The sequence below is a fragment of the Neobacillus sp. DHD-1R genome, from assembly GCF_057747995.1.
Window position 1 is genome coordinate 472410 of the sequence record NZ_CM173232.1, and the last position, 21596, is coordinate 494005.

A 21596-nucleotide genomic window follows, 5' to 3' on the forward strand; every position below is an offset into this window, starting at 1 on the left:
AAAAAGCAATTTTCTCGTATAAATTTTAGAAATAGCCTTGAAAGGCGGTCTTATACCATGGCTAAAGAAAAAGTTAAACTATGGACAAACCAATATTTAATTATTGTATTATTGTCTTTAGTAATGTTCGCTTCTTTTTATATGATTACAGCAGGTTTCCCCATTTTTGTATCAACCATTAGTGATAATCCTGCGATTGCAGGAATCATGACCACGACTTTAATGTTAGCATCACTAATTACGCGCTTCTTTGCAAGTGTAATTATCCAAAAAGTTAATATGAAATTGCTCCTCATTATTTCCCTCCTTTATTTTTTGGGCACAATCGGTCTTACTTTGGTAAACGACTCCGTCGGATTTTTAATAGTCATTAGAGCACTACAAGGTATTGGATTTTGTATGCTTACGACTCTAGTCTTTACGATATCAAGTAATATTGTTCCTAAATCTCGGTTAGGTGAGGGCATTGTTTTTTTCGCAATGTCTACAAGCGTTGGGACAACACTTGGACCACTAATCGCTATTTCTTATCTTGCAAATTATTCATTCCGTTCCATGATGATATTAACTCTCGGACTTATGACTTTTTCAATAGTGTGCAGTTTTTTCACAAAAAATACGGTTAAAAAAGAAAAGGAAAATCCACAGTCGAAAAATAAAGAACCTTTTTATAAGTACATGTTCGATAAGCGTGTCCTTCTTCCAAGTATTTTGGTAGCGTTAAATTATATGGCAATTGCAGGAATTGTCAACTTTATGGGGGCGTTTGGTAAAGAGATCAATGTTGGCGGAAGGATTTCACAGTTTTTTATCGCACAAGGGATTGCAATGGTGATCGTTCGTGTATTCTCTGGTAAAATTTTCGATAAATTCGGTCACAGAATCCTTATTATACCGGCGGCCATTTCAGGGACTGTAGGGTTGATCTTATTAGGCTTTTCTACTAGTATGGTGATGGTTTGGGTTTCAGGGGCATTATTCGGAATCGCTTATGCCATCATCCATCCAATTATTCAAGCTTGGGCATTAACTCTTGTTCCTCCCGAGAAAAAAGCAACAGCCAATTCTATGCTTCTTATTTTTATCGATTTTGGTTTGGCCATTGGATCAGTAGGTCTCGGGTTCTTAGCAAAAAATGTTGGGTACGGCTTGACTTATACTTATTCTTCAGCTTTAATGATTATTATTTTGTTATTGTATCTAATTGGGAGCAAGAAAACGGTAATATTAGAAGCTAATAAGAAAAAATCATCCTGAACGAAACATACTAGCATACGATCGGATAAACCATGATGGAACGGGTCTTCTAAGTAATTAAAATATCAACGGATTGAGCATGTTGTTATGATGGGATGTGAAACAAAACACTGCATAGATAGTGCGGTCAGAACAGCAACTATTAATGGTCAGGATGTGACATTAGTCGCTGATGGGCATTCAACAAGGGGAAATGATGTTTTAAGTGAAACACAAATCATAAATCATATACTACTTTCTAAAAAACGAGATAGTCTTTTTGTTATTGTAGCCTGGGGACAGTTCCCAGTCTTTTGTTTTTTTTTCTAAAAAATTATTTGAAAATTCACATTAGTGTGATACACTGATTTTAGTGGTTTAATATTTAAAACTTGGTTTACTATAATAAACCATTAGAAATGAAGTGACAGGTTATGAAGGAAAAGTATTGGGTTCCGGCTATTGAGCGGGCCGATAAGGTTTTGAGGCTTATTGGAGAGTTTCCTAATCAGCTGCGGTTGATTGAGTTGTCAAAAAGACTGGAAATGAATAAAAGCTCTCTATTTTCTCTGCTGAATACGTTGGAAACATTAAAGTGGGTCACCAAAGAGGATGGTGATACTTACTCTTTAGGTCCTGCCTTGGCGGGGATTGGTGCAGCTTATTTTCAACAGTTTAATATTGTCCAGTCTTTCTATAAGGAGGCAGCTCGTTCGGTTAATAAAATAAATGAACATATTCAATTAGGCATTTTAGAAGAGGGAGACGTCATTTATTTAGGAAAAATGGAAGGGGATTCACGCGTCCGCTTGGTTACAGATCCCGGAATGCGTTTTCCTGCCTATGCCTCTGCAATAGGAAAAATGCAATTAACCAAATTCTCTAAAGAAAAACTGGAAGAAATTTTTCAGGAACCATTGAAGAAAAAGACAGAGTTTACGATCTCAGATATTGATACGCTTTATGAGGACCTGAAAGTGGCGAAAAAAAATGGTTATGCTATCGAGAATCAGGAGGCTTCTTTAGGATTTCACTGTGTAGCAGCCCCAGTATATAACTTTGAAAATAAAATGATTGCTAGTGTCAGTTTTACGATGATGACCAATAGCTGGGAACAAAAAAGAGAGGCGGCAAGGGAGGAAATCATCCAGTTAGCAAGCCGCTTATCACAGCTTGCCGGCTATGCCGGCGACAAAAGCAAAGAACCAAATAAATAGTTCTAAACAGCTGAGTCCAAGTCAAGGCCAAAAACCAGATTCATTTTCAAACTGGTTAAGCCGGCAGATATAAAGCAAAGATCCAAATACAATATTCCAAAGGGAGTGGGACTTTAATGCTAATCGACACAAATGTTAAAACGTTTAAAAACTTTATTAACAATGAATGGCAGGAATCAGCATCTGAGAAAGTCATCCCCAGTATTAATCCGGCAAACAAAGAAGAAATCGTCGGCTTTGTGCAAAATTCTACCGTTGAGGACCTTGATAAAGCGGTTCTTGCCGCCCATCAGGCGAAAAAAAACTGGCGCAAACTGGGGCAGGCTGCCCGGGGTCAGCTTTTATTTAAGGCAGCCAATATTTTAGAAGAGAATTTGGATGAGATCGCGGAAACATTAACAAGGGAAATGGGTAAAACCCTTCCGGAAGCCAAAGGCGAAACCGCTCGCGGTGTAGCCATACTCCGCTATTATGCAGGGGAAGGCATGCGGAAGGATGGTGAGGTAATTCCGTCTTCTGATTCGGAGGCATTAATGTTCACGAAGAGGGCTCCGCTTGGAGTGGTTGGCGTAATCACTCCTTGGAATTTCCCTGTAGCCATTCCAATCTGGAAAATTGCACCCGCGCTTATATTTGGAAATACCGTCGTGTTCAAACCGGCAACAGAGGCGGCTGTAACGGCAGCAAAGGTTGTCGAATGCTTTGTCAAAGCAGGCCTGCCAGCTGGTGTGATGAATTTCATTACAGGTTCCGGGTCCGTCATCGGCCAGGGCTTGATTGATCATCCACTCCTAAACGCCATTACCTTTACTGGATCGGAGTCTGTAGGTGCAGGGGTGGCCAAGTCAGCGGCGGAGCGCGGGATTAAATTCCAACTGGAGATGGGGGGTAAAAACCCTGTTATCGTGGCAAAAGATGCCGATTTAGATGCTGCCGTTGAAGCCGTGATTAGCGGGGGATTCCGTTCCACCGGTCAAAAATGTACCGCCTCGAGCCGGGTGATTGTCGAAGAGGTCGTTTACGAAAACTTTAAAGAGAAGTTAATAGAGGCAACAAAGAAAATTACGGTCGGTAATGGTTTAAAAGAAGGAATATGGATGGGGCCATGTGCCAGTGAAAGCCAATTCAATACGGTACGAAGCTATATTGAAAAGGGAAAAGCAGAAGGCGCTTCGCTTATTTACGGTGGAGAAACGTTGACCGGCAGTGAATATAATCAAGGGTTTTATGTTTCACCTGCCATTTTTGATCATGTAAAGCCTGATATGGTCATTGCCCAAGAGGAAATTTTTGGTCCTGTAGTAGCTCTCACTAAAGCAGCTGATTTACAAGAGGCGATTGAGATTGCCAACGATACGAAATATGGATTGAGCGCATCCATTTTTACAACTAATATTGCTTCCCTGCTTGAATTTATTGATGAAATAGAAGCAGGCCTTGTACGAATTAATGCGGAAAGCGCAGGAGTAGAGCTGCAGGCGCCATTTGGCGGGATGAAATCATCCAGCACTGGCTCCCGGGAACAAGGAGAGGCGGCAAAAGAATTTTTCACTGCCATTAAAACCATATTTATTAAAGGGTAAGAAAATGACAAACTTAGTGGTTCCAGTGGAGCTCTGCTGACATCATTTTGGGAGTTTTAGACTAAGGGTTTCTATCATATCCATTATGAAAATAGATAGAAATCTCTTAGTATTTAATAGATTAAAAAAGAAAGCGCTTCACTATTGAATTGCGAGAAAGAGGGGACAAAAAGTGAGAGAATCCAGAGAATTTTTAGAAAAGCTTGGTTATCCATCAACCGATTTAAGGGAGCTGCCTACTTCCACCAAAACCTTTCCAGATGGGGCGCAGTACCGCATTGAACTTCCAAGTGTAGAAGGACCAGTGGCATTAAGAGAGATGTTAGAGGAAATCGACCGCTATGGTTTAACGATTCACCGGGTGTCACAGGGAAGTGGAATTATGCTCCAAACAGACGATGAAATTTTGGAAATGTGCCGACTGACCGCTGAAAGAGGAATGGAACTCAGTTTGTTTGTGGGACCGAGGGGCACGTGGGATATTAGTGCCCAGCCGCTGACGGACGGAGGGAAATCGATTGCCTTGCGCCACGAGGGAGCAGACCAGCTTGTTTATGCCATGGAGGATTTAAAACGAGGCGCTAAACTTGGACTGAGGGGTGCACTAGTGGCGGATGAAGGCCTCTTGCTGTTGACAAAGGAAATGAAAAAACAGGGCCAGCTGCCTGAGGACTTTGTGGTTAAGGTATCGGTTCAAATGGGTGCCGCAAATCCTGTGTCCGTAAGGTTAATGCAGGACCTCGGAGCCGGAACGTATAATGTTCCTACAGCCTTGACGCTGCATAAGCTGGCTGCTATCCGGCAATCGATCGATATCCCGATTGATTTATATGTAGAAGTGCCGGATAATTTGGGCGGTTTCCTCCGCTACTATGAAATTCCGGAAATTATTCGTGTATTGGCACCGGTGTATATTAAATTTGGCTTGCGCAATCATCCGGATGTATACCCATCCGGCAAACAATGGGAGAGTACCAACATTTCGCTGGTGAAAGAACGTGTTCGCCGTGCGGCGCTGGGCGTCCAAATGATTGAACGATATTATCCTGAGGCCAAAACATCCAAACTAGGTGCTGAAGGATTGGGAATTCCGAAGATTGTCTCTGCAACAGCTAATGTATAATGGATATCTTAAAATTTTACTAGGAGGAATTGAAGATGAAGTTTGTGACGTATCGTAGTAAATCCGGGCCACAGCTTGGCGTTATTGCAGCAGGAGATCAAGTTTTAGATGTAGGAGATTTGAATACACGTTACAAGGCACAGCTCTCACAAGACTATAAAATCCCTAATGAAATGAAACAGTTAATTGAACTAAGTGAAACCTTACTTCCGTATATAGAGGCACTTCTTACTTGTTATGAGAATGATTCGGAAAAACTGGAACTTTCAATAGGCTCCTTGACCGATATAGAGGTATTGGCCCCTGTCTCGCAGCCGGAAAAAATCATTTGCGTCGGTTTAAACTACTTAGACCATTGTAAAGAAACCAACATGGAGCCGCCGGCATCACCGGTAATTTTTTCAAAGTATGCCAATACCATTATTGGCGATAAGGATGCGATTGTACTACCTATCAATTCCCAGCAAGTCGATTATGAAGCAGAACTTGCGATTGTGATTGGAAAAGAGGCAAAGTGTGTTTCAGAAGCGGAAGCGGAGGACTATGTGTTTGGTTACACAATTATGAATGATGTTAGTGCCAGAGATCTTCAATTTGCTGACGTTCAATGGTCCCGTGGCAAGTCGGCAGATACCTTTGCACCGATGGGACCGGTGATTGTCACCAAAGAGGAAGTCGGAGATCCACATCAGCTGGACATTTCGCTGACGTTAAATGATGAATTGATGCAGCAATCCAATACACTGAATTTAATTTTTACTATTCCAACCATCATTTCCTACTTATCTCAGAGCATGACGTTAAAACCCGGTGATGTGATTGCTACTGGGACGCCTCCAGGAGTAGGAATGGGCAGAAATCCACAAGTTTGGTTGAAGGAAGGGGATATGTTATCCATTTCCATTGAAAAAATTGGCACGCTGACTAATCATGTTAAAAAGGATTCCAATAACATCCAACATACATCAGACAAGACTCTTTTATCCTCTTTGTAAATTCTTCTAGATATATACTATAAAGCTAACACTACCTTACCTAGCTGACACAGAAGCAAACTGTTAGGCCCCAAGCTATGGAAAGATTTTTTAAAATCCTTTAAGCTATTGATTTAGTTGTGAGGTAAACCTACTTACGGGTCAGCCTCCACTCTCTTCTTAGAATTAACAGAAATTTTATGTAAACGGTTACAATCTCTGCTTTTTCAAATCGATAAATATAAATAGGAGAGTGATAGAATGAACATTAAAAAAACGATTGATAGAGTTCCCGGCGGTCTCATGGTTGTCCCTTTATTAGCAGGTGCCTTGTTTAATACGGTTGATCAGCTCCATCTTTCCTTTATTATGGACCTCCTCAAATCACTGGGGGTGGCCCCTAACGAGGCTGGAAACTATGAGTTTATGAAAATCGGAGGTTTTACACAGGCGTTATTTAAGGATGGCGCTGCCACCCTATGTGCCTTATTCTTGTTTTGCGCCGGGAGCCAGATGAATCTCCGCGTGGGCGGAAAAGCACTTAAGAAAGGTGTGTTATTAACAACATCTAAGTATTTAGCCGGGTTTGCCATCGGGATGATTTGGGGGATGCTGTCCGACCCGGTTCATGGCTTCCTTGGTTTATCGACGATGGCGATTATTGCTGCGATGACAAACGGAAATGGGGGAATGTTTGCGGCGTTGACGGGACAATATGGAAATCGTTCGGATGTCGGAGCAACTGCTATTCTTTCCCTGAATGATGGGCCGTTTTTTACCTTGATGGCGCTAGGCATGATGGGTGCCAACTTCCCGCTTATTGCCTTTATTGCTGTCCTGCTGCCGATTTTAATTGGTATGTTATTAGGAAATATGGATAAGGAAATCCGCAAATTTTTAGCGGCTGGAGAAACGTTGGTTATTCCATTCTTTGCCTTTGCTTTAGGGGCCGGTATGAACCTGGCAAGCTTCTTTAACCCAGAGGTAGTAGGAGCTGGTGTGGTTCTTGCCATAATGACTGTTCTAATTTCAGGCGGTATGATGGCACTTACCTTCAAGCTGTTCCGTGAGAAAAGTATTATTGCCCCCTGGGCGGAAGCTTCTACGGCCGGAAATGCAGTGGCCACACCTGCAGCGATTGCAGCGGCTGCAACAGTTGCCAGCAGTTCAGGGTTAATGTCTGCTGCTGATGCAGAAGTATATCATGGCCTAGTGGAAATAGCATCGGCACAAATTTCCATATCAACGATTACGACGGCCTTTCTCGTTCCGATTGCGGTTATCTTGGCAGATAAATATCAAAGGAAACGCGGCATTGATGGAAAAGTAGAGTTCCATGATGAGGTGCGAACATCCGGGGGGGAAACCAGTATCGAAGGGAATATCGGTTAATTTATATTTAAAATTTATGTGCTAAAACTGAAGGGAGCGATAACGTTGGACTATTCTTTTAATGGGTACAAACGAAATGATGGGATGGCAGGGATCAGGAATCACATTGGGGTGATTTGTTCTGTAGTATGTTCCAGTGTGGTGGCTCGGGAAATTGCCGAAAAGGTTCCTGGTGCGGTTCCATTTGTTCATGGCAATGGCTGTGCGCAGCTCGGAGACGACTTTAAATTAACGAAAAATATGGTAGCCGGTGTCGCGGATAATCCCAATCTTTATGCCTCACTGCTCGTCGGATTAGGCTGCGAAACGAACCAAATCAGCGGCTTGCTTGAGAGTATTCCAAAATCCAAGCCGGTAAAAGGTATCGGGATTCAGCAGCTTGCAGGAGGCGAAAACACGATCAATAGAGGAGTGGAAATAGCCGGAAAGTGGTCACAGGAAGCAGCAAGTCAAAAGCGGGAGCGTCTGCCTATCTCCTCACTGTCGGTTGGCATTTTACCGGTTGATTTAGATGAAGTCTCCCTCCAAAAAGCGGCTCCGGTGATTAGCGGGGTGGTGGACCGTTTAGTGGAGAAGGGAGCCAATGTCCTGTTTGGTCTTTCTCAAACTTTAGAACCGGCCGGTCACTTATTATCACAGCGTTCTGATACCGAAAAGGTGAGCAATCGCCTGAAGCGGGCCGGCGAGGGATTGCAGCGGCGGCGCTGGAAGGAGGTCAGCAACGGATCGCTTAGCCATGATTCTTTTTCAGAACCAGAACAAAGACTTGCTCGTCTTGAAGCGGGGATGACGGGTACCCAAACGATCAAAAGTGTGCTCGGTTATAGCGAAGTTCCTGCTGAAAAGGGGCTTCATTTGATAGCGGTTCCAAGCAATATTGTGGAGGCCTTATCGAATATGGCTTCGAGCGGATGCAGTCTTGTGTTGATTGTCAGCAGTCGAGGGGTGTTGACTGGATCGCTGGCACTGCCTTGCATGACGATTGCCCCGCAGCGTCCAAATGAAGCATTTGAAGAGTTAATTGACTACACCGTTACATCGGAGCCTGTTTCCCTTCAAGTGGAAGCGGTGATCTCGGAACTCCTTGAGATTTGTTCTGGTCAAAAAACATGCCTGGAACAACTTGAACTTGGTGAGTTTTCTATACCTCATGTCGGTACGACTTTTTAAACAAAGGATGGTGGGAATGAAATGAGTCCAAAATACAATGCACTGAAGCTTAATGAGAATGATAACGTAGCCGTGGCACTTAGGAATATAAATGAGGGTGAATGGCTTTCTATTCAAGGGAGCGATGAAACCGTAGAGGTTAGGAAGGCGATCCCTTATGGTCATAAAATTGCGACGGTAGTTATCCCTAAGGATGGAAAAATCCTTAAGTATGGCGAATGTATGGGCATTGCTACAGAAGAGATTCAGCCTGGTTTCCATGTTCATGTCCTCAATGTCCGTGGATTGAAGGAAGAGGAACGATTAAGCACGCGAAAGGAGGTTCACTTACCATGAAAACTTTCCAAGGATACCGGCGGGCGAATGGAAGTATAGGGGTTCGGAATCATGTCATTGTGATGAATACGGTTGGCGAATTAGCCAGTTTCACGAAAAAAATGGCCCAATTGGTTCCAGGGGTCATTCCTGTTGCCCATCAGGCAGGAAAAGCCCAATATCCGGAGGATTTAGAACAGACAATCCGAACGTTGAAAGGTACGGCAGGCCATCCGAATGTGAGTGCGGCTCTTCTTTTAGGAATGGGCGATGACGATCCCGCTGAGGAAATTGTTGAAAGCTTAAAGGAAGAGGGCTTCTATGTCCATGCGATTATTTTTCAAAAGGATAAAAGCATTACGGATATTCTGAAGGAAGGAAAGCAATGGCTCGAAAACGCAGTCGAACGGAGCCGCGCCGAAGAAAAGGTAATGGCCGATGTAACTGAATTGATAATTGGGCTTGAATGCGGTGGATCGGATGCATGGTCCGGAATCACTGCCAATCCGGCGATTGGGGCCTGCTCGGATACGGTTGTACGTGACGGCGGTACCAGTATTTTAGCGGAGACAACTGAAGCCATCGGGGCGGAGCATATTTTGGCCAAACGGGCCGTCAGTCCGGCGGTTGGGGAAGCCTTTTTAAAAATTGTTCAGGAATACGAAGAACGAATCCGTGACACAGGTGAAGATATCCGCTCGGCGAATCCAACGCCGGGTAATATGGCAGGCGGGTTAACGACCCTCGAGGAGAAATCGCTTGGATGCATTAAAAAGGGCGGAAATTCGACGTTAATGGAAGTGATCGCCTATGCACAAAGGCCGACGGAAAAAGGGTTTGTCTTTATGGACACACCGGGTTATGATGTGGAATCTGTTGCCGGTCTGGCTGCAGGTGGGGCGCAAATTGTCTTGTTCTCCACCGGGAAGGGCTCGCCGACAGGCTCGCCCATTGTCCCAGTGATTAAAGTGGGAACCAATCCGCGACTCTATGAAATTATGTCCGAGCATATTGATGTGAATGCCGGAAAAATTATTCAAGGTATCAATACAATTGAGGAAATTGGCCAAGAAATCTATGACCTAATCATGGAAACGGCAGGCGGAGAGTTGACGGCGGCTGAAAGACATAAAAATCAGGAATTCGCGATTTGGCGATTGGCAGAAACGAGATAAGAATCCTAGGGACGGTTCTCAAATTGGCGTACATTATGTTCAGTATGTACGCCTTTTTGGTGGGAATTTAACATCTTGTAGGAGTAAAGGAGTTTTAAATTATGCAACGATTTTACATTATTGCGGATGATCTAACAGGAGCAAACGATGCAGGTGTGCAGTTATCCAAAATTGGGATTTCTTCCACGGTTTTCCTTGATTTTAAGGAGCTAACTTTACAAGTTACGGACGATGTAGCGATTATTGATACCGATAGTCGTGCGATAAGTGAAAAAGCAGCTTATGAAACTATCTACAAAGCCAGCTCGATGTTTTTGGAACAAGGGTATGAACAGGTTTATAAAAAAGTCGATTCTACCTTAAGAGGAAATGTTGCAGCAGAATTGGCAGCGGTTGTGTCTGTTCATCATCCGGAAATTATTGTTGTTGCGCCAGCGTATCCAAAAATGAATCGGCAAACCATTAATGGGTATCAATATGTGAACGGTCAACTTCTATCGGAAACAGAGTTCGGAAAGGATCCCAAAACGCCGGTTAAGAATAGCTCTATTCCAGATATAATCAATCAACACGTAGATGAAGATGATCGAATTTTTCTGATTGACTACTCTTTGGTGAATTCGCCAACAGAAAAAATAATGAATTTTATCTTAGAGAATCTTCAACAAGGGAGAACCTGGTTTATCTGTGATGCCAAAACGGATAATGACTTGAAGATCATTGCCGAGGTTTTTGCAAAGGTAAATAAAAAAACAGTTTGGGCTGGGTCTGCCGGATTAATTGAATATTTACCAAATGCCTTGCAACTGAAAAAGACGAGGGAAAATCAAGAAGAGCCCCTTGCTATTACGAAAACGTTGACCGTATCGGCGAGTTTGTCAAATGTTACAAAACGTCAGCTTGAAATGGTAAAGACCATGTCTGATGTCTACCTTTTAGAAATGAATCCAGTAACCTTAGTAAAGCAGACCTATCATATGCAAGATATACTGGATAGGCTGAATAAGAAATCAAGTCATCAGCACTTTGTTTTGTTTGTAGATGCTTCCATTGATAATCGAAATGCGACAAAGGAGCTTGAAGCCGAACTTTCCTTAAGCAATACACAAATTAGTGAAGCTATTTCTATCGAGCTTGGGGTGATTGCCCAAACAATTGTCGATCGCTTCTCGGATATTAATGGGCTGATTCTTACTGGTGGAGACACCGCAAAGGCAGTTTGTAATCAACTTAAGATGAATCAAATGGAGTTGTATTCCGAAGTGGACGTTGGATTGCCACTAGGGAAATTGAGCAATGCCAAATCGGAATTTTGGGCGGTTACGAAGGCGGGCGGGTTTGGAAATGACCATTCACTAGTAAGGACCTTGGAATATATGACAAGAAAGGATGTTTGACATGAATCATACAAAAGCTATTCTCGGGATTACAATGGGGGATGGAGCAGGTGTTGGGCCAGAAATTATTTTAAAAAGCCTTCAAGCTCAAGAAATATATGACTTATGTAATCCAATTGTTATTGGTGATAGCAAGATCCTGAATCGTGCAAAAGGATTTGTAAACAGTGATTTAATGATTGAGACGATCACGGAAGAGCAAATTAGTAATATCTCGTTTAAATGCGGAACCGTATACTGTTTAAATCTTGATTTATTAAGTGCAGATCTTCCAATTGGACAAGTGTCTCCCGAAGCAGGGCATGCAGCTTTTGAATACTTAGCAAAATCGATTGAATTGGCGAAGGATAAAAAGATTGATGCCATTTGTACGGCACCATTGAATAAGGAGGCTTTGCACAAAGGGGGACATCAGTATCCTGGCCATACAGAAATTCTGGCCGATTTAACGGATACAAGTGAGTTTTCCATGATGCTTTCGGCCCCTAATTTAAAGGTCATTCATGTAACCACCCATGTAGGTATTATCGATGCTGTTAAAATGATTAATCCAGAGCGTGTCTACCGTGTCATTAAATTAGCTCATGAAACGCTTACTAAATCAGGAATTGAAAATCCGAGAATTGCTGTTTGTGGAATCAATCCGCATGCGGGTGAAAATGGTTTATTTGGTTATGGTGAGGAAGAAGAGAAAGTTATTCCAGGCGTAAATAAGGCAAAAGAAGAGGGAATTAACGTTGTGGGTCCACTTCCAGCCGATACCTTATTTTTCCGAACGGTCCGCGGCGATTTTGACATCGTTGTTGCGATGTACCATGATCAAGGCCACGGTCCTGTAAAGGTATTGGGCCTAGATGCTGGTGTAAACATTACTGTAGGTTTACCAATTATTCGAACAAGTGTTGATCACGGAACAGCGTTTGATATTGCTGGTAAGGGAATTGTTGAAGAAAAGAGTATGATGGAAGCCATTCGCCAAGCAGTTGAACTTGCTCCGAAAAAATCATCATGACTAGAAAAGTGAATGTCAAAGTAGGGATCAAAAGGTTGATTAAGTATTGGGAATCCGATCCTGAAACCTTGGAACTATTAATAGTAACTTACCACAAAAAAAGAAGTATGAAGAAAGAATTTTAAATCAGGAATAAGAAGGTTAAGTAATGGAATGGAGTCGAGTGAAGATGAGTATCGGACTGACGTTCAATGCCTGGAGTGCGATTTTAGCATTGGCCTCATTCCATGGCTATCAAAGGTTCCTTTTTAATAAGGAAGTGTAATAGGAACAGTTCTCGACATTCGCCTTTAATTTAATATTTTTGATTAAACCGGCGGTGATCTGTCGGTTTTTTCTTATTTTCTCCTCTAGTTTGTTTCCAATAGTTTTACTATTCTTTTTAGATTAACAATTAAGATTGCCATATGCAAATGATAAATATTGCTAGGGCTTTTGGTATTCAAACTGACAAGATGAATAAAAGTGATGCTGCTTATGCCGCTTCAGAGGCCACTCTGCAACTCTTAAAGGATATTGGCTTACCGACAACACTTGAGCAAATTGGAATTAAAGAAGATCACATTAAAGAAATTGCCAACAAAACTTTAGGTATTTCACGGCTAGTCAGAAGTAACCCAAGAGTTCCAACGGAAAAGGATTTAGAAGATCTTGTTAGAAAAGCATTTAATTAAAAGGTTAATCGTTTTGGAGGGACTTTTGTAGTATTCATTACGAAGTCCATGGAATTCTTTCGGGTTGGGTTTGCAAGGGCGATTGCGTTAATCTGGATATTATTTTAATGCGGGTGCTTTTAATTTAATATTTTTTGATTGGACCGGCGGTTATCTGTCGGTTTTTTCATGTTCAATGCCTGATGTTTGGTCCCAGCACTAGCATTGTTCAGTAGCTAGCCAAGGTTCCTTTGTAAAAGAAGTGGTAGATACAGTTCTCGACAATCTTTTTATGGATTTTAATGGATAAATTTAGGATTGGTGCCTGTTAAGGGTGGTTCTAATCAAACGTTTGTGTAGTGTTGAAATGGCGGGAGTTTCTTAGAATGGTGTCAGTTGATGAGAATCCTATCAAATTTAGTAGAAAGTTTGGTTATCATCGGCTGAATGGTTGATTTATTAACGACAATTTTTTTCTTTGCAAGTGGGGACGGATGACCCTAGTGCAGTGTTTTCCACTGTTTTAATTAAACGTTTGAATAGTATAGCTTATAAGGAATTTGGTCGAAAATGCATCGTTTTGTGGGGAATGTGAGTTAGATGGGTTTCGGCTGTCATTTTAACGCCATTTTTCAACAACTTTTTCATGTGTGAAGAGGAGAGAATGCCTATTTTTCAAGGCATGCAGCATGTTTAATTAAACGTTTAATTGAAGGGGGAAAATGGGGAGAATGGTCGAGGTTTGACAGTAGAACGACGACATTTTGTTTGATTCCACGGATCTGTGAGAGGCGCTGAACTTTTTTCATACGCCTGCTCTTTAGATATTAATTTCGGTGCCTGTCATGCCCCGCAGCTTGGTGTTTTTTTCAAAGAATGATTGATTTTCAGAGTATTAAAGAGTGATAGAATGAAATTTCAACTAAGTATTGTGAGGGTGGCTGGTTGTTGATTTTCTTTTCCTTTATTAGAGAAGGAGGTGATATATCTGGAACGTTTTTTGAAATTTTTTACCAGAAATTTTAAAGGCAATTTTGCACATATTTCTCTCGCCAAAATGTACTAGAAAACAAGAAAACCACCCTACGCTGTCGCAAGCAAAAGGGTAGTTCTTATAAACAATAAACCTTGATAACCACCCTGATGGTAGAGGTTGTAAATTAGGTGGTGCCTGGCACATTATGATTATAAATAAAATAACCTACTAATCTTCGATATTCTTCACTCCAGAATTATTTTCTACCCCAAAACACTTCAATTTCATCAGAAGATTTCTTAGTTTCTTCCCCCATAAAATACTTAGCTCTCATAAGTAATTCTTCCTCATCTCCTAGCCTTTCTAATATGGTAACAATTAAAACCTCTCTTATATCTAAATTTCCCTGAATTGCCATTTTCTCTAGAAAAGCAAATATTTTTTCAATTTCTAGACATGTGGCAAAAAATCCCTCTCATAATCTTCTAAGTGCTCATTATAGAAAGTTAAGTATTCAGGAAAACAATTGAGAAAAGACCCAATTAAAACCTGTACATTCAATGAATTCACCTCTTTTATTCACCATTTAATTCAGAACATCATTTGTTTCTAAATTCACTACACAGTAAATTTTTACTAATGTAGAAAAATACGTTCAGTTGGTAATTTGATTTCAAAGACTGTATTTTCTTTTTCACTTCTAAAATGCATCTCCCCTTGGAAATCACTAGAAACAATTCCTTGTAAAATAGATAATCCAAGGCTATCTAGTTTTGTCATATCAAAATTTTTTGGTAAACCTCGCCCATTATCCAGAACAGATAGGAAAATATAGTCACTAAACCGTTTACACTGAATATTTATAATACCTGATTTCACATCTATAAAAGCATGTTTAAAACAATTCATTACTAATTCATTAATAACAAGTGCAATCGATGTTGCCTTGTTATAAGGAATGAAAATGTCATCTAAATCTAAATGAATCACAATTCTTGGATCATCATTTACTAGGTTAATAATCGCTTCAATTATCTGTTTAACGTTAATAATACTTCTTCCTAATTTGTCTTTTGAAAGGAGATTATGAACAGACGCAATACTTTTTATTCGATTAATAATACTATCTAATAAATCATCGATTGATAGATCAGGGGAATTTTTTACAAACATTTTTTGTAATGATATAAGTCCTACAATAGATTGAAGATTATTTTTTATTCGATGATGACTTTCTTGTAATAAGGCAGATCTCCCCAATAATCTTGTATCTTCAATAGCAATAGCGGCATGCAGTGCTAAAGCTGATAAATATTTAGATTCTTCTTTTGAATAGACATAAAAGTCTTCGTAAGATAATTGTATGATTCCTGTTACTTGAGATCGAATCAAAACAGGAACACAAATTATTGTTTTTACACTATGAACCTTTTCAAATAATGAATTGAATTCTCTATCATTTTGATTTGCATAATAGATGTCATTCACTTTAGCTATTCTTAAAATGGCTTCTTTTGTTAATTGAGCTTTTATATCCTTATTATTTTTGAATTCAAAATCGTCAATAATACTCCATGTAAACTCGTCTATTAATTTAATTGAACAAACATCGGCATTCATTACACGAGTAACTTCCTTTGCCAAAAGTAATAATACATCTTTTAGCTCATATTCAGATGTGAGAAATTCTGCAGCTTTAAAAACAGCATCAAGAACTCCTTTTATATTATTATCATGATACCTATCGGTTTCTTTAACATTGTAATCCTCAATCTTCCTTAACAACCTTTGTGGATCACTTTTTGCTATGTCAGCTGACATTTCATCCGTAATGGTTCCCTTTGAAAGAATAGATATTCGATCAGCGAGCTTTAAAGCATCTTCCCATTGTTTCGTGATATAGATAATGCTTTTGCCTTCTTCTTTAAATTGTTTAATAATATTATATAATTTTGTAGCATTTTTAGCTGACAGTCCCTCCATAGGTTCGTGCATAATAATGACTTCTGGGTTTTGCAAAAATACGCTAGTCATATATACAAGTCTTTTGTCTTCATCAGATAAATTTCGTACCTTGGTTCTATAATCCAACTGAAAATCTAGTTTTTCCAAATTACTTCTTGCATGACTCTTAATTTTGCCCCAGTCTATAAAGGGTAGGAATCTCCTAGTGGGTATATTTGTAAAATTAAGATTTTCCGCTACCGAAAAGTTGTTAATCAATAATGGTTTTTGATGTAATATGGCAATTTTATATCTAGAATGTTTTCTATTTTTAAGTAATTGATTCTTAAACCATAATTCTCCTTGAGCATTTGGATGATCCAGTAAACTCTTTAGGGATTCGATGAAAACTTTTTGTTCAGAGCTGTTTTTGACAATTAATGCATGGATTTCAGAATATCCTACATTTAAATTAATATTATTTATATATCCGTCCGGACTACTATTTGTTATGTGCTTACATTCAAAAATATACTTTGACAAAATCCCACCGCCCACTATATATAGTTTTGCAAAATAACATTTTAAAAAATTTTTCAAGATTCATCCTAGTACTATTTAGTTTGGTATTCTCTATATGATAATAAATTATGTTCAGAACAACCACAAACTCAAAATACCAATCTAGTCTTTTTAGCATAATGATAAATCACTATTTTTCTTTTGAAATTTATGAAATTTCTGTCTAAATTCGACAGAGGCATATGGATTTTTTTAAAAATAATGTTACTATAAAACAGTATATAGGGAGTAGGTAACTTTCTTTAGTGTGGCAAAAATAGAGAACGCTTTCATATTGAATATGCTGCAAATATCAAATGGGGTGAGGAATTGTGATAAAATCATTGCGAATTTTGCTTGCTGAAGATGAATATTTAGTTCTAATGGGGATTAAGTCATCCATTGAAAAGCTGGGCCATCAAGTGATAGGTGTAGCCACAGACGGTTTAAAAGCAGTGGAATTAGCGATAGAAAAAAAGCCAGATCTCATTTTAATGGATATTAATATGCCAAATCTTGATGGTATAGATGCGATTAAAAAGATAAATGAAATATTATATATCCCTAGTATTATTGTAAGTGGTTATCATGATGAAAAACTAATAAAACGAGCAACAGAAGAAGGTGTACTTTATTATTTACTAAAGCCGGTCGATATTGGGGATTTAAAAATAGCAATCAATATTAGTTTATCTAAGCTTGAAGAATTTAAGAAATTGCAGGATGAGCTTAAGAGCACAAGAAGTGCATTGGAAGCACGTAAATATATTGAAAAAGCAAAAGGAATATTAATGGACAGAATGAATTTAAAAGAAGCAGAAGCTATGAAACGACTACAAAAATTAAGCAGAGATAGAAATAAAAAATTAGTGGTGGTTGCAAAAGAACTGATTGAGGCAGATTCTCTATTGCATTCTGAAAAGGTATGAATTTATGCTTGACTCTTGTAATATGTGAAACTATAATGAAAATATAGTTGGAAAAGTGAAATGATTCAAATTTTTCTATACTTATGTTTGGTATAGAATTACTAGTTGATAAAATTAAATATTTTAAATTTTATACTTATGGCTGGTATAAAATTTATGATGGCTATGGGTGCCTTATTTGCGTAAGTTATTATGTTTTATTTGAAAACATAAGGACTGGCGTTTATAAGGCACCTTTTTGTTTTCTTTTGGAAATGGAAGCGTGTACAAATGACTGACTTACTAATTTGAAAGGGGTGATATGATTTCTGTAAATCGTCTTAACAAGGTTATCTTTTTTAACATAATCATTTCTTTTTAATTTAAAAAATATGGGGGAATAGGAAAATGAAAAAGCTGTCCAAAAAGTTGTTGGTACTTTTACTAACATCCATCATGTTAATCGCGGCAGGTTGTTCTAGCCAAAGCAGTGGTAATGGAGAGAAAAAAGCAAAAACTATTAAAATCGGTATGTCATTTCAAGAAATGAATAACCCTTACTTTATTTCAATGAAAGAAGCGTTTGAAGAAGCTGCAAAAGAAATTGGAGCAGAAGTGGTTATTGCTGATGCTCAACACGATGTATCAAAACAAATTAATGATATTGACGATATGATTCAAAAGAAAATTGACATATTATTAATCAACCCTACTGATAGTAAAGGTGCAGAAGCAGCAGTTGTTGCAGCAAAAAAAGCTGGTGTGATTGTAGTAGCGGTTGACGCACAAGCAGAAGGCCCAATCGACTCATTTGTTGGATCAAAAAACTATGATGCTGGTTATTTAGCAGGTAAAAAAATGGCTGAAGATTTAGGTGGAAAAGGTAAAGTTGCTATCTTAGATGGTATTCCAGTAGTACCAATCCTTGAGCGTGTAAAAGGATTTAAAGCCGCCATTGCTGAGAATCCTGGAATTGAAATCGTTAACACTCAAAACGGCAAACAGGATAGAGCAGAAGCAATGAAGGTTACAGAAAATATGTTACAAGCTAATCCAGATTTAAATGCATTATTCAGTGTGAATGATGAAGGTGCTCTTGGTTCACTAGGTGCAATAGAAGCATCTGGTAAAGATGTAGGGATTTATAGCGTTGATGGACATCCAGATGCAATTAAAGCCATTTTAAAAGGCGGCGAATTTAAAGCAACTACTGCCCAATTTCCAAGGGACCAAGTAAGAATCGCTCTAGGTATGGCATTAGCTAAACTTTGGGGAGCAAAAGTAGTGCCTAAGGAAGTTCCAATTGATGTTAAATTACAAACAAAAGAAAACGCAAAAGACTTTAGCTGGTAATCTTTACAGGTGGGCGCTTTAGCATCTTGTGAAAGCGCCCTGCTAAATCAATGTAAGAGGGAAGGTGATTGCGGTGGATAAGGTATTAGAAATTGAGAATATAACGAAAGAATTTCCTGGAGTTAAAGCACTAAAAGGTGTCAGTTTTGATATTAGACGTGGTGAGATTCATGCTTTAGTTGGGGAAAATGGAGCAGGAAAATCAACTTTAATGAAAATTCTTTCAGGTGTGTATACCCCTACTACAGGTAAGATTCGTTTAGATGGCAAGGAAGTAACATTTAAAGATCCTAAGCAAGCACAACAATTAGGAGTAAGTATTATTCATCAAGAGTTTAGTTTAATTCCATATTTGAGCGGTGTTGATAATATTTTCTTAGGCCGTGAGAAAAGGCAGACCAATGGATTATTAGACAGAAGAAAGATGAGAAAAGAAGCTGAAGAAATATTGCAAAGGTTAAATGCAGATATTGACCTAAACAAACCTGTAGCACATTTAAGTGTTGCAAACCAACAATTTATTGAAATTGCCAAAGCAATTGCCATTGATACGAAGGTATTAATTTTTGACGAACCAACAGCTAGTTTAACTGGAAAAGAAATTGATAAATTATTTGAGTTAATTGAGAAATTGAAAGCTGATGGTGTAACCATTATATATATATCACATCATTTAGATGAAATCATAAAAATGTGTGACCGAATGACTTGCTTACGAGATGGGGAATGGGTTGGCACAAGCGTAGTAAAGGACGTTACTAAGCAAGATATTGTAAAAATGATGGTTGGCCGCGAAATCGTAAATGCGTTTCCAGAAAAGCCATCCCAAAATGGCAAGGAAGAAATGCTCCTAGAAGTGAAAAGGTTAAGCAATAAAAATATTACAGATATTCAATTTTCATTGAAAAAGGGTGAAATTATTGGGATTGCCGGTCTAGTTGGATCTGGTAGAACCGAAACGGTAAGGGCTCTAATAGGTGCTGATCCTACAAAAGAGCGAGAAGTGTATATCGATCGGCAAAAGGTGGACATAAAAAGCCCTACGGATGCATTAGAACATGGCATAGCCCTAATACCTGAAAGTAGAAAGACCCAAGGGCTCGTATTGAATATGACCATAAAAAATAATATAAGTTTACCAATTTTTAAGGAACTAACAAATTTTGGATTTATTAATAAGAAAAAAGAAGATGCCCTTACTAATCAATCTATTAAAGACTTATTAATAAAAACACCAAGCAGCAGGCAAATGGTAAAAAATTTAAGTGGTGGTAATCAACAAAAGGTAGTCCTGGCAAAATGGTTAAACACGGACTGCAAAATACTGATTTTTGATGAACCTACCCGTGGAATTGATATTGGGGCTAAGGAAGAGATTTATAAATTAATGAGAAACTTAGCAGATAAAGGACTCTCAATTATTATGATATCTTCAGAATTACCAGAGATTTTAGGAATGAGTGATCGGGTTCTAGTAATGCACAAAGGAAAAATAAAGGCGGAAATCGATGGAAGTGAAGCTACTTCTGAAAAAGTAATGTATTATGCAACGGGTGGTGTTGATGTATGAATGAAGTGAATTACCAAAAATTAAATTACCAAAGAAAAGTATTTAACTTAAAAGAAATGTTTAAGTACCCAGAGATGTTAACACTAGTTGGATTCTTTGTACTCTGTGCGTTTTTTAGTGTTGCCAGCGGCCAGTTTTTAACGGGTGAAAACATTTCGAATATTATTAGACAAGTTTCGATTAACGGGATTTTAGCCGTTGGTATGACCTTTGTCATTTTAACAGGTGGTATCGATTTATCAGTTGGTTCTGTAATGGCATTCACGGGTACGATTATGGTTGGTATGATGGTCAACACGGGAATGCCAGCCATAGTAGCCGTTTTAATTGGAATTGTTTTAGGGGCCTTGTTAGGTTATATAAGTGGTTTATTCGTTGCCCATGCAAGAATACCGGCAATCATCGTTACATTAGCGATGATGGAGGTAGCACGTGGAGCAGCCCTATTATATACAGGAGGATACCCATTATCCGGAGTATCTAGTGCATATGGTTTTATCGGAAAGGGATATTTGTTTGGAGTTATTCCAATGCCAGCCGTTATCATGATTCTAGTGTTTATTGTTGCTTATATCATCTTAAATCATTTACCAATTGGAAGATACATTTATGCAATTGGTGGTAATGAAGAAGCTGTTAGATTATCAGGTGTTAAGGTAAAGAGAATTAAAGCATTTGTTTACTTAGTAAGTGGAATTACTGCTGCAATTAGTGGCTTAATCATGACCTCAAGACTTTCTTCAGGACAACCAATGGCTGGGGAAGGATATGAGTTGGATGCCATCGCCGCAGTTGTATTAGGTGGAACTAGTATTGCTGGAGGCCGTGGACATATATTTGGAACCATACTTGGTGCCTTATTATTAGGTGTTTTAAGTAATGGACTAAACTTAATGGGTGTATCACCATATGTTCAAAGAGTTCTTAAAGGTGTAATTATCGTTGGAGCAATCTATTATAGTAGTTTTCGTCAAAAAGATTAACCTTCTATTGTAGATGGCATTCAGCGTTAATAATAATTTTATATAACAATTTAT

At 39.0% G+C, this 21596-nt stretch carries 18 protein-coding genes and 1 pseudogene; 17 read left to right on the forward strand and 2 right to left on the reverse strand.

What is annotated here, in order from left to right; translation table 11 throughout:
* Positions 1–57: 57 nt before the first annotated feature.
* The 13 genes and pseudogenes from AC3ANL_RS02270 to AC3ANL_RS02330 all read left to right on the forward strand — a co-directional run bounded on the left by AC3ANL_RS02270 (position 58) and on the right by AC3ANL_RS02330 (position 13268).
* Complete coding sequence (locus AC3ANL_RS02270; protein WP_488327666.1) at positions 58–1257, forward strand: MFS transporter; 1200 nt, start codon at positions 58–60, stop codon at positions 1255–1257.
* Between the two features lie 57 nt (positions 1258–1314).
* Positions 1315–1485, forward strand: a pseudogene (locus tag AC3ANL_RS02275) (isochorismatase family protein); the annotation flags it as partial.
* Positions 1486–1670: 185 nt separating this feature from the next.
* Positions 1671–2453 carry an IclR family transcriptional regulator gene (locus AC3ANL_RS02280; RefSeq protein WP_488327667.1) on the forward strand — a complete coding sequence of 261 codons (783 nt, stop codon included), beginning with the start codon at positions 1671–1673 and terminating at the stop codon, positions 2451–2453.
* A 116-nt stretch (positions 2454–2569) separates the two neighbouring features.
* Positions 2570–4036 carry an alpha-ketoglutaric semialdehyde dehydrogenase GucD gene (gene gucD / locus AC3ANL_RS02285; protein WP_488327668.1) on the forward strand — a complete coding sequence of 489 codons (1467 nt, stop codon included), beginning with the start codon at positions 2570–2572 and terminating at the stop codon, positions 4034–4036.
* Positions 4037–4208: 172 nt separating this feature from the next.
* Complete coding sequence (locus AC3ANL_RS02290) at positions 4209–5159, forward strand: U32 family peptidase (RefSeq protein ID WP_488327669.1); 951 nt, start codon at positions 4209–4211, stop codon at positions 5157–5159.
* 35 nt (positions 5160–5194) lie between these two features.
* Positions 5195–6154, forward strand: a complete 960-nt coding sequence (locus AC3ANL_RS02295) for a fumarylacetoacetate hydrolase family protein (protein ID WP_488327670.1) — start codon at positions 5195–5197, stop codon at positions 6152–6154.
* Between the two features lie 240 nt (positions 6155–6394).
* Positions 6395–7525 carry a 2-keto-3-deoxygluconate permease gene (locus AC3ANL_RS02300; RefSeq protein ID WP_488327671.1) on the forward strand — a complete coding sequence of 377 codons (1131 nt, stop codon included), beginning with the start codon at positions 6395–6397 and terminating at the stop codon, positions 7523–7525.
* A 45-nt stretch (positions 7526–7570) separates the two neighbouring features.
* The gene (locus AC3ANL_RS02305; RefSeq protein WP_488327672.1) at positions 7571–8695 is read left to right on the forward strand and encodes a UxaA family hydrolase; all 1125 of its coding nucleotides are present in this window, start codon (positions 7571–7573) and stop codon (positions 8693–8695) included.
* A gap of 21 nt (positions 8696–8716) precedes the next feature.
* The gene (locus AC3ANL_RS02310; RefSeq protein ID WP_488327673.1) at positions 8717–9031 is read left to right on the forward strand and encodes a UxaA family hydrolase; all 315 of its coding nucleotides are present in this window, start codon (positions 8717–8719) and stop codon (positions 9029–9031) included.
* Positions 9028–10185 (forward strand): UxaA family hydrolase, encoded by a 1158-nt coding sequence (locus AC3ANL_RS02315; protein WP_488327674.1) that lies wholly within the window; start codon positions 9028–9030, stop codon positions 10183–10185. The genes AC3ANL_RS02310 and AC3ANL_RS02315 overlap by 4 nt, the downstream gene beginning before the upstream one ends.
* 101 nt (positions 10186–10286) lie before the next feature.
* Positions 10287–11582 carry a four-carbon acid sugar kinase family protein gene (locus AC3ANL_RS02320; protein WP_488327675.1) on the forward strand — a complete coding sequence of 432 codons (1296 nt, stop codon included), beginning with the start codon at positions 10287–10289 and terminating at the stop codon, positions 11580–11582.
* Between the two features lies 1 nt (position 11583).
* Positions 11584–12594 carry a 4-hydroxythreonine-4-phosphate dehydrogenase PdxA gene (gene pdxA, locus AC3ANL_RS02325; RefSeq protein ID WP_488327676.1) on the forward strand — a complete coding sequence of 337 codons (1011 nt, stop codon included), beginning with the start codon at positions 11584–11586 and terminating at the stop codon, positions 12592–12594.
* Positions 12595–13001: 407 nt separating this feature from the next.
* Positions 13002–13268: a hypothetical protein gene (locus AC3ANL_RS02330; RefSeq protein WP_488327677.1), complete on the forward strand. Its 267-nt coding sequence runs from the start codon at positions 13002–13004 to the stop codon at positions 13266–13268.
* A gap of 1211 nt (positions 13269–14479) precedes the next feature.
* On the opposite strand, the gene AC3ANL_RS02335 is transcribed toward AC3ANL_RS02330, so the two are convergent.
* Positions 14480–14641, reverse strand: coding sequence for a DUF7674 family protein (locus tag AC3ANL_RS02335; protein ID WP_488327678.1), 162 nt, complete (start codon positions 14639–14641; stop codon positions 14480–14482).
* Between the two features lie 218 nt (positions 14642–14859).
* Complete coding sequence (locus AC3ANL_RS02340) at positions 14860–16767, reverse strand: histidine kinase dimerization/phosphoacceptor domain -containing protein (protein WP_488327679.1); 1908 nt, start codon at positions 16765–16767, stop codon at positions 14860–14862.
* Between the two features lie 293 nt (positions 16768–17060).
* Here AC3ANL_RS02340 and AC3ANL_RS02345 point away from each other — a divergent pair, with 293 nt between their 5' ends.
* The 4 genes from AC3ANL_RS02345 (at position 17061) to AC3ANL_RS02360 (ending at position 21542) form a co-directional block, all read left to right on the forward strand.
* A complete protein-coding gene (locus AC3ANL_RS02345) occupies positions 17061–17657 on the forward strand; it encodes an ANTAR domain-containing response regulator (RefSeq protein WP_488327680.1) in 597 nt (198 codons plus the stop codon).
* Positions 17658–18044: 387 nt separating this feature from the next.
* Positions 18045–18989, forward strand: coding sequence for an ABC transporter substrate-binding protein (locus AC3ANL_RS02350; protein ID WP_488327681.1), 945 nt, complete (start codon positions 18045–18047; stop codon positions 18987–18989).
* Between the two features lie 73 nt (positions 18990–19062).
* On the forward strand, positions 19063–20559 hold the full coding sequence (locus AC3ANL_RS02355) for a sugar ABC transporter ATP-binding protein (RefSeq protein WP_488327682.1): 1497 nt from the start codon (positions 19063–19065) through the stop codon (positions 20557–20559).
* Positions 20556–21542, forward strand: coding sequence for an ABC transporter permease (locus tag AC3ANL_RS02360; protein ID WP_488327683.1), 987 nt, complete (start codon positions 20556–20558; stop codon positions 21540–21542). The genes AC3ANL_RS02355 and AC3ANL_RS02360 overlap by 4 nt, the downstream gene beginning before the upstream one ends.
* Positions 21543–21596 lie beyond the last annotated feature (54 nt).

Coding starts and splice junctions, on each gene's coding strand:
- AC3ANL_RS02330 (WP_488327677.1), top strand. CDS start 13,002: ATGCAAATGATAAATATTGCTAGGGCTTTTGGTATTCAAACTGACAAG.
- AC3ANL_RS02300 (WP_488327671.1), top strand. CDS start 6,395: ATGAACATTAAAAAAACGATTGATAGAGTTCCCGGCGGTCTCATGGTT.
- AC3ANL_RS02320 (WP_488327675.1), top strand. CDS start 10,287: ATGCAACGATTTTACATTATTGCGGATGATCTAACAGGAGCAAACGAT.
- AC3ANL_RS02335 (WP_488327678.1), bottom strand. CDS start 14,641: ATGGCAATTCAGGGAAATTTAGATATAAGAGAGGTTTTAATTGTTACC.
- AC3ANL_RS02310 (WP_488327673.1), top strand. CDS start 8,717: ATGAGTCCAAAATACAATGCACTGAAGCTTAATGAGAATGATAACGTA.
- AC3ANL_RS02295 (WP_488327670.1), top strand. CDS start 5,195: ATGAAGTTTGTGACGTATCGTAGTAAATCCGGGCCACAGCTTGGCGTT.
- AC3ANL_RS02315 (WP_488327674.1), top strand. CDS start 9,028: ATGAAAACTTTCCAAGGATACCGGCGGGCGAATGGAAGTATAGGGGTT.
- AC3ANL_RS02350 (WP_488327681.1), top strand. CDS start 18,045: ATGAAAAAGCTGTCCAAAAAGTTGTTGGTACTTTTACTAACATCCATC.
- pdxA (WP_488327676.1), top strand. CDS start 11,584: ATGAATCATACAAAAGCTATTCTCGGGATTACAATGGGGGATGGAGCA.
- AC3ANL_RS02280 (WP_488327667.1), top strand. CDS start 1,671: ATGAAGGAAAAGTATTGGGTTCCGGCTATTGAGCGGGCCGATAAGGTT.
- AC3ANL_RS02360 (WP_488327683.1), top strand. CDS start 20,556: ATGAATGAAGTGAATTACCAAAAATTAAATTACCAAAGAAAAGTATTT.
- AC3ANL_RS02270 (WP_488327666.1), top strand. CDS start 58: ATGGCTAAAGAAAAAGTTAAACTATGGACAAACCAATATTTAATTATT.
- gucD (WP_488327668.1), top strand. CDS start 2,570: ATGCTAATCGACACAAATGTTAAAACGTTTAAAAACTTTATTAACAAT.